Origin of the sequence: Streptomyces sp. NPDC051582 (genome assembly GCF_040681715.1) — a bacterium.
Lineage (GTDB): Bacteria > Actinomycetota > Actinomycetes > Streptomycetales > Streptomycetaceae > Streptomyces.
In genome coordinates this window covers 69965-83699 of sequence record NZ_JBFAZJ010000014.1, presented here as the reverse complement: position 1 = coordinate 83699, position 13735 = coordinate 69965, and the positions used below count along the sequence as shown (strand labels likewise).

The window sequence follows — 13735 nt, the reverse complement described above, 5'->3', positions numbered from 1 at the left end:
CGCGAGCGACGTCAGCCGGCCTTGGCGGCCGGCCGCGCCGAATCGACGTCGAGGCCGACGGTGACGTCGTCGAGGAACCGGCTCGCGGCGCGTACGTGTTCCAGCCGCCATGAGTAGATCGAGCGGACGAGACGGTCGCCGGCGTGCTCCTCCTTGGCGCGCAGCGACTCCTCGATCTCGTCGATGACGGTCCGTTGACGTTCGACCAGGCGAGCCGGGCTGGCGTCGCGACGCTGGAGCAGCAGGAGCTTGATCGTGAGGTCGGCGCGGACGTCGAACAGCTGGGTCACGGGTTCGCTGAGCCACCGGCTGACCGTCGTCTTCGCCGAGCGGGTGGCGGCGTAGATCATGCGCTGCGGTCCGCGGTCGCTTTCCTCTGCGCCGACCGGAGTGATCAGTCCGCGCTCGGCCAGCCGCGTGATCGACCGGTAGACCATGGGCCGGGAGATGTACCAGAACTCACCGATTTCTGCGCTTTCCGCGGTGAGGGCCGCGATGGCGAAGCCGTGGCTCGGCCGTTCGGCCACGAGTGCGAGCACGATCCACTCGGCCAGTGGCAGATCAGGGCGGTCAGGTTTCTCCATGGTAACCAGCCTACCAATCGGTCCGGCAGGCGGTTGTGCGATAAACCAGGCCGCGGTGCCCATGCGGCTCGCGCCGCTGTAGGTAGGCCCAGTAGCGCCGTCCCGGGTCCGCTGGTAGCCGGCAACCGGCAACCGGCCGCCGGCCGCCGGCCGCCGGCCCGCGACCGACCTCCGGCCCGGGTGGTGGTCACGGTCGGTGGCGGACGATGGTGAGCGTCGAAGTGTCCGCCGGATACGGGCTGCTCACGCTCTCGTACCAGTCGACGGCGGGAGCGCCGGCGAGGATGGCGGCGATGGCGCCGGCGGCGAGGAACAGGCCGAAGGGGAGGCGGGTCCGGCGGGTCGCTCGCCCCGCCGCCATGAGCGCGAGGCCCACCAGCAACCCGGCGAAGCTGCCGGCCAGCACCGCGAGGACGAGATACCACGGACCGAGCCAGCCAAGACCGGTGCCGAGCAGGCCGGCCAGGCGCACGTCGCCGAATCCGAGCCAGGCCGGCCGCACCTGGTGCAGGGCGAAGAAGACGGCGAATCCGCCCACTGCGCATGCCGCGCTCACCCCGAGCCGGTGCCACTGGCCGGTGGCCGCGGCGGCCGCGAGCAGGCAGGCGGCGGTGAGCCCGAGCGTCGGGTAGATCAGCCGCCGGGGGAGCAGGAACTGTTCGGCGTCGCAGGCGGCCAGGGCCAGGAGCCCCGCGGTGAAGACGAGCGCGGCCGGCAGCGTTTCCGACCGGCCGAAGCGCAGTGCCTCGGCGAAGAACAGGGTCGCGGTGAGCGCTTCGACGAGCGGATAGCGCGCGGGGATGGGAACGCGGCAGGTGCGGCAGCGCCGGCCCAGCAGGAGCCAGGACACGAGGGGGATGTTGTCGCGGGCCGCGATCGGCGTGGCGCACCCCGGACAGGCGGAGCGGGGCCGGACCACCGAGCGGCCCGCCGGCACCCGGGAGACGGCGACGTTGAGGAACGACCCCACCGCGAGCCCCAGCAGGCCGATGACGAAGGCGAGTGTGGTGGGCATGGACACAATGGCTCCTTACCGTGCGCGCCGGTCGCCACCGGCGCGATGCGAGAGGTGCAGGGCAGTACTCCAGGCCTCTGCGACCCCGCCGCGCTCGACCTCGCCATCCGCAAGGCGGTTCAGGAACGGGCCCATTCGGGCGGTGCCGCGGGTCGCGGGCCGCGGCCCGCCGGGTGGCGCTTGCGATGCCACCCGGCGGACTCGATCCTCTGACGACCGCCGTCCGCCGGCGTCCGGGTGAGGATTTCCCCGTATCAGACGCTGCTGCAGGGGTTCGTCTGGCCGGCCGGGAAGGTCTTCAGCACGACGTCGTACGTGGCGCCGGTGGAATTGACCTCGTACCAGAGGGAGGCGGAGGACAGGAACCCGCCGTTCACCAGCTCGGTCATGCTGCCGTACGTGTTGCGGTTGTCACTGGCGAAGTACGCCTCTTCCGCGGTCTGGATCGTGGACTTGTCGGTCTTGCACGCCGAACCCTGGCCCTTGTCGTTGATGCCGCGGACGGAGAAGACGACGATGGCGGACAGTATGCCGAGGATCACGATGACCACGAGGAGCTCGATCAGCGTGAAGCCGGCTTCCGCCGTCTCGTTCCGTGCACGCATGCGCTGGCGCAGCTTGCCTGGCAGGTAAGTGAACATCTTTCTCCATCTGCGGCGACCGGTGAAGCAAAACCGGGCGATAGTAACTGCTTGATTAATCAGCGGCAGACTACGTAGCAGGTACTGGACATACAAGGGGTGACCGTCGCGGAGATGGCGCGGATGGCAGTGTCGCGGCGTGCTGTAGTATCCGGCTGACTAATCAGTGGCTGACAACACCGCGGGGGTGCTCGCGACGGATGATCGGCCGCTGTTCCGGATACGCGAAAGGGGCGGGGTTCCTTGTCGAATCACCGGTTTCTCCGGCGCCGCGCGGCGCCGACGAGCCCTGTGGGCGAGGACGGCACCCTGCCCGATGGAGCACGGGGCCCGGCGCCGTCTCCGGTCCCGGTGGACGAACCGCTCCGGAACCCACCGCCCGGCGCGGCGAAGTCGTCGCCCACCGGGCAGGAGCGGCCGCGCATCGGGGAACTGCTGGTGCAGCGCGGGCTGCTCACCCCGACGCAGGTGGACGAGGCGCTCCTGCAGCAGTCGGCGTCGGGCAAGCGACTCGGCGCGCTGCTGGTCGAACTCGGCATGGTGGACGAGCGGCCCCTGATCGAGGCGCTGTCGGTCCAACTCGGCGTTCCGGTCGCAGACCTGCGCCAGAGCGAACCCGATCCCGAGGCGGCGGCCCTGGTGCCGGAGGCACTGGCCCGCTCGCTGGGCGTCGTCGCGGTGCGGCGGGCCGAGGGCGCGCTGCTGATCGCGGCGGGCGACCCGGGAGACCCGCGCGTGCTCGACGAGGTCGGCCGGGCCGTCGCGCCGGATCGGGTGCGCTTGGCGATCGCGGCTCCCTCCGACATCCGGCGCTCGATCGACAGCGCGTACCGGGCGTTGTCCGGCGTGAGCAGCCTGGTCGAGGCCTTCGAGGCGACGGAGACCGGCCGGGGCGCCGCCTCCGGGGCCAGGGTGGTGAGCGAGGACGCGCCGGTCGTGCACCTGGTCAACCTCATGCTGACCCAGGGCCTGCGCGACCGGGCGTCGGACATCCACATCGAACCGCACGGCGACCGGGTTCGGGTCCGGTACCGCATCGACGGCGCGCTGCACGACGTGCTGAGCCTGCCGGAGAACATGGGCCCGTCCGTGGTCAGCCGGATCAAGATCATGGCCAACATGAACATCGTCGACCGGCGGCGCCCGCAGGACGGGCAGATCGCCACCGAGATCGACGGCAGGCCGGTCGACATCCGGGTCGCGACCACCCCCACCATCTGGGGCGAGAAGGCGGTGCTGCGGCTGCTCGACAGCAACCGCGTGCTGTTCCGGCTGGGCGAGCTCGGCATGCCCGCCTCGACCTACGAACGGTTCTCGTCCCTGCTGCGCTCCCCGTACGGCATGGTCGCCTGCGGCGGACCGACCGGCAGCGGCAAGACGACCACCCTGTACGCCACGCTCGGTGAGCTGAACCAGAGCGAGCGCAACATCACCACCATCGAAGACCCGGTGGAGTACGTGTTCCCGTCGGTCAACCAGATCCAGATCAACGACCAGGCGGGCATCACGTTCGCGACCGGGCTGCGCTCGATCCTCCGGCAGGACCCCGACGTGATCCTGGTCGGCGAGATCCGGGACGCCGAGACGGCGCGGATCGCGGTCGAGTCCGCTCTCACCGGCCACTTCGTACTGTCGTCCATCCACGCCGCAGACGCCTGCTCCGCGCTGCACCGGTTCACCGACATGGGCATCGAACCGTTCCTGATCACTTCCACGGTCGCCGGGGTGGTCAGCCAACGACTGGTGCGGCAGATCTGCGATCAGTGCCGCGAGCCCTACCGGCCGGGCGTGGACGAACTGGCCTTCTTCGCAAAGGCCGGAGGGTCGACCGGCACCGAGTTCTGGCAGGGCCGGGGCTGCAACTTCTGTTCCCGGACCGGCTACCAGGAGCGGATCGGCGTCTTCGAACTGCTCGTGATGAGCGACGCGGTCAAGCGGCTGCTCGTCGAGAAGGCGCCGATCGGCAGCCTGCGCAAGGCCGCCCGCGAGCAGCACATGGACACCCTCCTGGACGGCGGCGTCCGTCTGGTGGAGGAGGGGGTCACCACCATCGCCGAGATCATGTCCAGCGTGTACGTGGTCTGAATCGCGCAGTCCCCGCACGACGCACCCGAACACTCACGACGCGAACCTCTGACACCGGAAACCGGGAGGGCACCGGCATGGCCACCTTCAAGTACGTCGCGCTCGGCCCGGACGGGAAACGGGCCACCGGCGTGCTCACGGGCTCCAGTGTCGACGGCGTGACCGACAGCCTGACCCGGCAGGGCTACGACGTGCAGTCGGTCAAGGCCGCGGGCCGCAACCTGCTGCAGCTCGAACTCACCGCGGAGAAGGTGAACCTGGTGGAGCTGAGCAACTTCTCCCGCCAGATGGCCGCCTTCATCAAGGCCGGAGTGCCCATCCTGGACGCCCTGGAGATCATCCGCGCCGAGACCAAGGACAAGAAGCTCGGCAAGGTGCTCGTCGACGTCATGGATTCGCTGCGGTTCGGCGAGAGCTTCGCCGTCGCGATGTCCGCCCACGGCGCGGCGCTCCCGCCGTTCTACATGTCCGTCCTGCGCTCGGCAGAGGCCACCGGTGAGCTCGACGTCGTGATGGCCCAGCTGGCCCGCTACATCGAGCGCGACGTCGAGGGCCGGCGCAGCATCCGCTCCGCCCTGACCTATCCGAGCCTGGTGATGGGTCTGGCCCTCGCGGTCGTCCTCGTCCTCGTCATCTTCGTGCTGCCCCGCTTCAAGCTGTTCTTCGACTCCTTCCACGCGCAACTGCCGCTGCCGACCAGGATCCTGCTGGGCTTCACCGACTTCGTCGCGGCCTGGTATCCGATCATCGTCGGCGCGCTCCTCGTGCTCGTCGCGGCACTGCTCGCCGCTTTGCGGACCGAGCGGGGGCGGGTACTGCGCGACCGCTTCCTGCTGGCGATGCCGGTGGTCGGCGACGTGGTCCGCTTCATGGTCATCGAACGGTTCTGCCGCATCCTGACCTCGATGATCAAGGCCGGCGTGCCCATCCCGGAGGCACTCAGCCTGGCCGGCGCGGGCGCCAACAACCGGGTGTACGAGCGGTCCATAGGGACGGCCCGGACGCAGATGCTCGAAGGCGGCGGCATCTCCCGGCCGATCGCCCGCACCGGGCTGTTCCCCGGGGCGGTCACCCAGATGATGCGCGTGGGGGAGGAGACCGGAACCCTCGACGACCAGCTCGACAACGTGTCGGAATTCTACGAGAAGGAACTGCAGCACAAACTCAAGCGGCTGACCAGCCTGTTCGAGCCGACCGTGGTGATCATGGTCGGGGTCGTCGTGGGGTTCGTGGCCGTCGCCCTCATCTCGGCGATCTACGGCGTCTACAACCAGGTCGACGTCCAATGACCGACCTGGCACGCCGCCCGCGGGGCCGCCGCGGCGAAGAGGGCGAGACCCTGGTGGAGGTCCTCGTCGCCGTCGTGCTCATGGGCGTTGCCTTCGTCACCGTCCTCGGGGGCATCGGCACCGCGATCATCGGCTCGGTCGCACAGCAGAAGGTGACCGGCGCCGACTCGGTCATCCGCAGTGCCGCCGAGAAGGTCGTCAGCGCCCCGTACGCGTCCTGCGCCGACGGTTACGAGACTCCGGCGCCGCCCGCCGGGTACACCGTGACCGTCACGATCGAGTACTGGGACGGGGCGGGGACTTTCGGGCGGTCCTGCCCGACGGCCGACACCGGAGTCCAGAAGGTGACGCTCACCGTGCGTTCGACCGGCCCGCACCCCGTCAAGGACGCCACGCTCGAAGTGGTCAAGCGGGAGTCGATGCCGTCATGACGAGGCAACGGCCGCCCGGGCGTTCGGAGTCGGGGTTCACCCTGACCGAGCTGCTGGTCACGATCGTCATCCTGGGCGTCATCGCGATACTGCTGCCCAAGGCCATCATCCTCGGACTGCGCTTCACGGCGGGCACCGAGAAACGAGTGGCCGCCACCAGCGCGTTGGGCACGCTGGGCCGCTACTTCTACGGCGACGTGCAGAGTGCGGACAGGGTGACGACCGACCCCGCATGCGGCGTTGCCGACGTGATCGTCCACCTGAGCCGGCCCGGCGCCGACGTCGTCTACACCTACGACCGGCCGACCGGCGCCCTCAACCGCGTGAAGTGCACGGACGCAGGCGTCGTCACCACGCTGCTGGGCCGGTTCGACCACGCCACATCCACCCATCCGGTGACTCTGAGCTGCGGTGCCGAGACCTCGTGCACCCCGCCCATGGAGGTAACGCTGACCGTGCAGAGCGACCCCGCCGCGCCCCCGACGGCCCTCACCGCCGTCCGACGATCGAGCCCGTCATGACCGGCCACCCGAATCCGCGCCACCCGAATCCGCGCCACTTGAGTCCGCGCCGCCTGCGCGACGACGAAGAGGGCGGGACCCTGATCCTCGCGCTGGCCTTCGTCCTCGTTTTCAGCCTGGTCACCGTGTCGCTCCTGTCCTTCGTCGGCACAGGACTGAAGGCCGCGGGCGTGTACGTCGACCAGGGCAGGCGGGGCTACAGCGCGGACGGTGCCACGCAGCTCGCGATCAAGAACTTCTCGCAGGGCAACCCGTGCGCCCCCTACACCGCCCCGCCGATCAACGGCCGGCAGATGATCGTCCACTGCGACCCCCTCAACGCGTCTCCCGCGACCGCGCGCGCCACCCAACCGCCGGACGCACTGCGCAGCCTGGGCAAGGCGCCGCAGGACGGCATCAACGTGACCACGCGCGGCCTGCGCGTGCAGGGCAGCGTGTTCTCCCACTCCAACGTCACCACCGGAGCCGGTGCCTCGATGGTGGTGTCGGGCGACGTGTCCGCCGTCGGTGACTGCTCGCGTGCCGTGTCGCAGACCCGGCTGGCCCCGACCCAGGCGCCGTACGTGCACGACTGCGCCGACGACACCCCGTCGGCTCCCGCCGACGAGGCCGTGGGCGGCGACCCGGACCACACCCCGCCCGCCACGGCCGTCCCGGTCCGGCGGAGCGTGCCCGCGTGCCCCGCCCCCGCTTCCTGGCTGGTGCGGCTGCAGCCCGGTTACTACGACGACGCCCGCGCCCTCACCCGCCTCACGGGTGGCGAATGCCCGGGCGCCGTCGTGTGGCTACAGCCGGGCATCTACTACTTCGACTTCACCTTCACCGGCGGCACGGCCGTCTGGACGGTCGACGACCCCTCGGTCAGCGTGGTCGGCGGCACGCAGGCAGGCTGGGATCCCGGGGCCCGCACCCGCCCGACCATCCCCGACCAGGGCGGTTGCGATAAGACGCGGCCCGAGGGCGTCGAGGTCATGATGGGCGGCGGCAGCCAACTCCAGGTCAACCGCGGACACGTCGAACTGTGCGCCCCGGTGACCCCGGCCGGGCAGCAGGTGGCGGTGTACGGGGTCCGGCCGCCGAAGCCGTCACACACGCTGAAGCCGACAGCGGTGGTCACGAACACCGGCTTCGCCAACCCGGGCCATGCCCTGACCAGTGGCGAACGGCCGACCCTGCCCGGATGTCCGCAGCCAACGGACACCGCGGGCTGCACGGCCGACGCCGTCCTTGAACCGACCAAGCGTCGGTCGGCCTCGATGCAGTTCGCCGGCTTCACCCCGCAGGTGCCGCCCGGCTCGCTCATCACCGGCGCGACGCTGCGCATCAGGCACGGGGACGGCGGAGATCTGACCGCCCCCGGCGCGGTGACGGTCACCACCGCCGTCGGCGCGGAAACCTGCCGCACCGACAACCTGACCCGGCACACGGCGCTCGCCGAGGATCCCCCGATCGACCTGCTGGGCGCGTGCGGGCTCGCGGACCCGGCGCGGCTCACCGGCCTGACGGTGACCTACGCCGCCACCCTGGACCCCGACGGAACCACCGCCACCGAACGCCTGGACGGCATCTGGCTGGAGGTCGCCTACCGCACGCCGACCACGTTCAAGCCGACCGCCGTGACCGCATCGAGCGGGTTCACCGCCACCGGCACCGACCCCGGCAACGCCCTGGAGATCGGTGAACAGCCGGGACCGGCGGTGGCCGGCGCCGATCTGACCAAGGCAGCCCCGTCAGCGTCGATCACCCTGGCCGGGTTCGTCCAGCTGCCCTTGCCGCCGGGGTCGACGATCGGCTCCGCCGTGCTGCGGGTGGCCCATCAGGAGACCGGTGACGCGGCGGCGCCCGGAATCGACGTCACCACCGCGGGCGGCGGTGGCCGTTGCAACGGCCAACGGCTCACCGTGCGGGCCGGCCCGGGCGAGGACCGCGTCGACCTGAAGGCCTGCGGCATCACCGACCCCGCACAGCTGACCGGCCTGACCGCGACCTACGCCGCCGGACTGAACGCGGGCGGCACCACGGGCGCCCATTTCCTGGACGGCGTGTGGCTCGAAGTCGTCTACGACCCACCACCGCCCCGGCCGGCGATGAGCGCGCAGTCGACGACGTTCGTCTCACCGACCAACGCCCAGGCGATCGACGGCGCCGACACGGCCCGCGCCACACTCGACCCGGGCACCAGGCCGAGCGCCACCATCGTCCTCGGCGGTTACGACACCCCCGCGGTGCCGTCCGGCTCGGTCCTGGACGCAGCCCTGCTGCACGTCGCGCACCGCGACGATCCCGGGGCCACCGGAGGAACGCCGCCGACGGCCGCGGTCACCCTGTCCGGGCCCGGCATGCCCCGCTCCTGCACCACTTCGCAGAAGCTCGCCGCGCGCCAGGACGCCCTGGCCACCGACACCCTGGACCTGGTCGCCACCTGCGGGCTGACCGATCCTTCCCAGCTGGCCGGCCTGGTCGTGACCTACACCGCCACCCTCGGCGCCGCAAGCACCGCCGCCACCGATCAGCTGGACGGCGTCACCCTGGAACTGGCCTACCGGGCTCCGATCTCGGTACGGCCCACCAAAATGGTCAGCACCGCGGCGCCCACCGCCGCGGCGTTCCTCAACCCGGCGAACGCGGGGGCGATCGACACCACCCCCTCGACCGCGACGCTCGCCGCGGCCACCCCGTCTGCGTCGATCCGGCTGGGCGGGTTCGCGACGCCACCCCTGCCTGCCGGGGCGGTGATCGACAAGGCCGTGCTGCGCGTATCGCACCAGGACGACGACACCACCCCGGCACCGCCCTCGCCGGCCAAGCCGCCCACGACCGCACTGACCGTCTCCGGCACCGGTACCGCCTGCGACGCGAACCACGCCCTGACCGCCCATGAAGGTGCACTCGGTGTCGACGTGGTCGACCTCGGAGCCTGCGGGGTCAGCAAGGCGGACCAGTTGTCCAAGCTCGCCGTCGACCATGCGGCGATGCTGGGAGGCGGCAGTACCGGCGCCGTCGCCCGGCTCGACGGCGTCGAGCTCGACATCGTGTTCCGGGCACCGTCCATCAGGGCCCTGTCCGGATGCCTCACCGAGGGCAACCGCTGCGCGGTGCTGAAGTCGACCGACGACGCCGACACGGCCACCGCTCACAGCCGCCTGGTGATCAACGGCACCGTCTACGCGCCGACCGCTGCCGTCGACCTGTCGATGAGCCAGGTCGGATCGCAGGTCGTCACCCGCGGCATCATCGCCCGGACGATCGCTCTCGGCATCAGCCCGACCACCGCATACCTCCGCCCGGTGATCGGAATCCCACCGGAGCCGGTGCTGTTCACGACCTACCCGTCCGTGGTCGCGAAACCGGCGTCGGTCACCGCGATGACCGGGTTCACGCCCCGGGCTCCCGGCGCACCCGTCGACGTCACGGACGCCGTCGTCCCCGGCGGTGGCCGGGCGTCCCTCACGTTCGGCGGCTACGCCCAGCCGGCACCGGCACCGGCACCGGTTGCGACCGCACCGCTCGACCACGCCGTCCTGCAGATGGCGCACCACGAGGACGGCGAGGTGCAGTCGGTGAAGATGTCGGTGGACTTCACCGGCAGCACCTGCACCGGCGTCAACTCACTGACCGTCCCGGTCCGTCTCGGCTCAGGCGGCCCGGTGACCGACCAGGTCGACCTGGCACCGTGCGGCCTGACCGCGGCCTCCCAGCTGGCGGGTCTCACCGTGACCCACACCGTCACCGCCGGGAGCGGCGGCGCGACCGAACACCTCGGCGGCATCGGGATCGCCCTGCTGTCCGGCCCGCTCGTCCAGGCCGCCGTGTCCTTCGACGGCCACGCCGGCACCGTAAAGCAGTGGAAGGTCCTGCCATGAGCGAGCACGCCACCCCGGAGGCCGCCCTGTCCGGGTCGGGTTCCGCGACCATCGAGCACCTACTCGGTGAGCTGTGGGAGCGGGGCGGCAGCGACCTGCTGCTCACCGCCGGATCGGCGCCGTTCCTCCGCGTCGACGGCGCCCTGCGACCGGTCGAGGGGGCCGCGCTGAGCGAGCCTGAGGTCGATCGCCTCGTGACCGGGGTGCTGGGCAGGGAACTCACGGACCGGTTCCGCCGGGAGAAGCAGGTGGATTTCGCGTTCAGCTGGGGGGAGAAGGCCAGGCTGCGCGGGAACGCCTTCGTGCAGCGCGGCGCGTCGGCGCTGGCGCTGCGGATCATCCCGTTCGACGTGCCGTCGTCCGAGCAGCTCGGGCTTCCCCCCGTCGTCATCGGGTGGGCGGGCATGCCTCGCGGGTTCGTGCTGGTCACCGGGCCGACCGGGTCGGGGAAGTCGACGAGCCTGGCGGCGCTCCTCGACCACGTCAACACGTACCGGTCGGTGCACATCCTCACCATCGAGGACCCGATCGAATACCTGCACCAGCACAAGCGCTCGGCGGTCAGCCAGCGCGAGGTCGGCACCGACACCGACTCGTTCCCCGCCGCGCTGCGCGCGGCCCTGCGCGAGGATCCCGACGTCCTGCTCCTCGGCGAGATGCGCGACCCGGAGAGCATCTCCGCGGCCCTGACCATCGCCGAGACCGGGCACCTGGTGTTCGCCACCCTGCACACCAACGACACGTCGCAGACGCTGGACCGCATCGTCGACGTGTTCCCGGCCGCGCAACAACCGCAGATCCGGCTGCAACTGGCGCACACCCTGGTCGGCATCCTCAACCAGACGCTCATCCCCCGGATCGGCGGGGGCCGGGTGGCCGCCTTCGAGGTGCTGGTGGGCACGCCGGCGATCCGCAACCTGATCCGCGAGGGCAAGAGCCGCCAGATCCGCAACATGATCTCGACCGGTCACCGGGACGGCATGCAGACCCTTGAGACCGGCATCAACGCCCTCGTCGCGGCAGGCGCCATCGCCTACGAGGAGGCCGTACTGAACACGGCCCACCCGGAGGACATCCAGCGGGCCTAGGCCGGTGCCTCGAAGCCGCCGATCGCTTCCTCCAGGAGTTCGGCCAGCCGCAGCGGGGTGCGGTCCTCGAACATCGGACCGAGGATCTGTACTCCCACCGGCAGACCCTCGGGGGAGCGGCCCGCCGGTACCGCGGTCGCGGGCAGTCCGGGCATGGTGGCCAGACCGGCCCAGACGAGCTGGTCCAAGTACGGGTGGCCGACGCCGTCGATGTCGAGACGGCGTCCCCTCAGGTCAGGGTCTTGGTCGTGCGGGAATGCCGGAGTGGGCGTGACGGGGCACACCAGGGCGTCGAAGTCCGCGAAGAGCTGCCGCCAGCCGTGACGGTGCACCTCGCGGCGGTCGTTCGCCCCGATCCAGTCGCGGTGGCTGAGCACCAGGCCGCGCAGCCGCGCCGCGTCGAGGCTCCGGTCGTCCGGGCCCAGCGCGGCGGCGAGGGTGCGCAGCTGCTCGTACGCCTCGTCGGGGAAGCGCATGGCGGAGCCCGAGAACAGCAACTGCGTGTAGATCAGCGCCGCTTCGGTCGGATCGGGCAGCAGCGGACTGTGCCGCTCGACGCGGGCGCCGCCGTCGGCCAGCGCGTCGGCCACCCGGTTCACGGCCGCCCGCACGGCGGCCCCGGTGGGAATGAGCGGATGCTCGTCGAGGACCAGGACCCGGAAATCGCGGAGCCGTTCGTGACGCGCCGGCGGCAGCGCCACCTGGTGCGCCACTCCGTACGTCAGCGGGTCCGGTCCGGCCATGACGTCGAGCAGGAGCGTCAGGTCGCGGGCCGTGCGCGCCATCGGCCCGACGACGGCGAGGTCGGAGTCGGCCGGCAACGCCGGCGCGTCGGGCGGGGTCATCCCGCGGCGCGCCGCCAGCCCGAGTGTCGGCTTGTGCGCGTAGACACCGCAGAAGTGGGCGGGGGTGCGCAAGGAACCGCCGATGTCGGAGCCGAGGGAGAGCGCGCCGAACCCGGACGCCAGGGCCGCCGCCGATCCCCCGGAGGAGCCGCCCGGCGTGCGACCGTGATCCCACGGGTTGTTGGTGGTGCCGTAGATGTCGTTGAAGCTCTGTACGTCCTGGAGCCCCAGGGGGACGTTCGTCTTGCCGAGCACCACCGCGCCCGCGGCCTTGATCCGCGACACCTGCACCGCGTCCTGGGCGGGCACGTGGTCGCGGTACGGCGGCATGCCCCAGGTCGTGGGCAGTCCGGCGATGTCGTAGGACTCCTTGACCGTCACCGGAATGCCCAGCAGCGGCCGGTCCTCGCCGCGGGCGCGCGCCCGGTCGGCGCCGCGCGCGGTGGCCCGGGCCCGCTCGAAGTCCGGCACGCAGATCGCGTTGACCGCCTTGTCGTCCCGCTCGATACGGGCGATCGCCTCGTCGGTCAGCTCCGCCGAGGTCACCTCGCCGGCACGCAGTGCGGCCATGAGTTCTTCGGCCGTCCGAAAGCTCCAGTCCATGGATCCGACCGTAGCGGCCCCCGGGAAGGTCCACGAGGCGCTGGGCCGCGGGGCCGGGAGGACGGATCGAAGTCCGTCAGGTTTTCAGTACAGCTTGTTCACCGCGGTCCGCAGGGTCGTCTTCCAGGCGGTCACGGGCGGCTCGCCCCAGTAGCTCGACCACAGGACCAGGGTGACCGTGTCCCCGTCGCGGCCCACGCCCCACAGGTAGTTGAAGTCGGGGCGCTCCGGGAGGTTCGCGTTGACGGTGTGCATCCCCTGGAGGGTGGCGCCCTCCTCCACGTCCACCACGCCGTGGTCGAAGGCGGTCGCGGTGATCCCGGGAGCCTGCGGGCCGTTCGCGCAGGCGGTGTAGTTCTTCCGGGCCGCGTCCGCGAACGCGATGGCCTCCGCCTCCGTGGCGAAGGCCACCACCTTCTGCTGGGCGAACGCGGTCTCCGCGGTGGTGAAGTCCCGGTTCCATACGTTGATCCCGGGCTGCTGCGCGGGCCAGCCCGCCAGACAGTCGTACGCGTCCCCCCAGCCCCGGGCGACCTGAGCGCCGCGCCAGGACTCGGTCTTGGGCAGATCGGACAGGAACAGGGTCCCCGGCCTCGGCCGCCACTGGTCGGCGCCCATGGCGGGGCCCGATGCCACTGCGACCGCCAGCACCGCACTCCCCAGCACGACGGAGCCGCCTCGCAGCCGTGTACGCACCCCCACGGTGTTCCCCTTCCCCCGGTGTGTCCCGATCGCGATGTCCCGGCCCGGAAGGGGCGGGAGTCCGTTCC

Annotated in this window: 11 protein-coding genes; 6 read left to right on the top strand and 5 right to left on the bottom strand. The window is 71.3% G+C overall.

Annotated elements, in window-relative coordinates; genetic code table 11:
* Positions 1 to 11: 11 nt before the first annotated feature.
* The 3 genes from AB0M92_RS19870 to AB0M92_RS19860 all read right to left on the bottom strand — a co-directional run bounded on the left by AB0M92_RS19870 (position 12) and on the right by AB0M92_RS19860 (position 2204).
* Positions 12 to 584: a PadR family transcriptional regulator gene (locus tag AB0M92_RS19870; RefSeq protein ID WP_366103533.1), complete on the bottom strand. Its 573-nt coding sequence runs from the start codon at positions 582 to 584 to the stop codon at positions 12 to 14.
* Positions 585 to 771: 187 nt separating this feature from the next.
* Positions 772 to 1599: a prepilin peptidase gene (locus AB0M92_RS19865; protein WP_366103532.1), complete on the bottom strand. Its 828-nt coding sequence runs from the start codon at positions 1597 to 1599 to the stop codon at positions 772 to 774.
* A 254-nt stretch (positions 1600 to 1853) separates the two neighbouring features.
* Positions 1854 to 2204, bottom strand: coding sequence for a prepilin-type N-terminal cleavage/methylation domain-containing protein (locus AB0M92_RS19860; protein ID WP_366103531.1), 351 nt, complete (start codon positions 2202 to 2204; stop codon positions 1854 to 1856).
* 387 nt (positions 2205 to 2591) lie between these two features.
* On the opposite strand from AB0M92_RS19860, the gene AB0M92_RS19855 reads away from it, so the two are divergent.
* From AB0M92_RS19855 to AB0M92_RS19830, 6 genes are all read left to right on the top strand, one after another.
* Positions 2592 to 4325 (top strand): GspE/PulE family protein, encoded by a 1734-nt coding sequence (locus AB0M92_RS19855; RefSeq protein ID WP_366103530.1) that lies wholly within the window; start codon positions 2592 to 2594, stop codon positions 4323 to 4325.
* 77 nt (positions 4326 to 4402) lie between these two features.
* Positions 4403 to 5614, top strand: coding sequence for a type II secretion system F family protein (locus AB0M92_RS19850; RefSeq protein ID WP_366103529.1), 1212 nt, complete (start codon positions 4403 to 4405; stop codon positions 5612 to 5614).
* Positions 5611 to 6045 carry a type II secretion system protein gene (locus AB0M92_RS19845; protein WP_366103528.1) on the top strand — a complete coding sequence of 145 codons (435 nt, stop codon included), beginning with the start codon at positions 5611 to 5613 and terminating at the stop codon, positions 6043 to 6045. The genes AB0M92_RS19850 and AB0M92_RS19845 overlap by 4 nt, the downstream gene beginning before the upstream one ends.
* Positions 6042 to 6566 carry a prepilin-type N-terminal cleavage/methylation domain-containing protein gene (locus tag AB0M92_RS19840; RefSeq protein ID WP_366103526.1) on the top strand — a complete coding sequence of 175 codons (525 nt, stop codon included), beginning with the start codon at positions 6042 to 6044 and terminating at the stop codon, positions 6564 to 6566. The genes AB0M92_RS19845 and AB0M92_RS19840 overlap by 4 nt, the downstream gene beginning before the upstream one ends.
* Positions 6563 to 10429 (top strand): hypothetical protein, encoded by a 3867-nt coding sequence (locus tag AB0M92_RS19835; protein WP_366103525.1) that lies wholly within the window; start codon positions 6563 to 6565, stop codon positions 10427 to 10429. Before AB0M92_RS19840 ends, AB0M92_RS19835 begins: the two co-directional genes overlap by 4 nt.
* Positions 10426 to 11517 carry a type IV pilus twitching motility protein PilT gene (locus AB0M92_RS19830; protein WP_366103524.1) on the top strand — a complete coding sequence of 364 codons (1092 nt, stop codon included), beginning with the start codon at positions 10426 to 10428 and terminating at the stop codon, positions 11515 to 11517. The genes AB0M92_RS19835 and AB0M92_RS19830 overlap by 4 nt, the downstream gene beginning before the upstream one ends.
* On the opposite strand, the gene AB0M92_RS19825 is transcribed toward AB0M92_RS19830, so the two are convergent.
* Entirely contained in the window at positions 11514 to 12965 is a 1452-nt protein-coding gene (locus AB0M92_RS19825) for an amidase (protein ID WP_366103523.1), read from the bottom strand. The two genes, AB0M92_RS19830 and AB0M92_RS19825, sit on opposite strands and share 4 nt — an antisense overlap.
* Before the next feature lie 84 nt (positions 12966 to 13049).
* On the bottom strand, positions 13050 to 13667 hold the full coding sequence (locus AB0M92_RS19820) for a hypothetical protein (protein WP_366103522.1): 618 nt from the start codon (positions 13665 to 13667) through the stop codon (positions 13050 to 13052).
* Between the last annotated feature and the right edge of the window lie 68 nt (positions 13668 to 13735).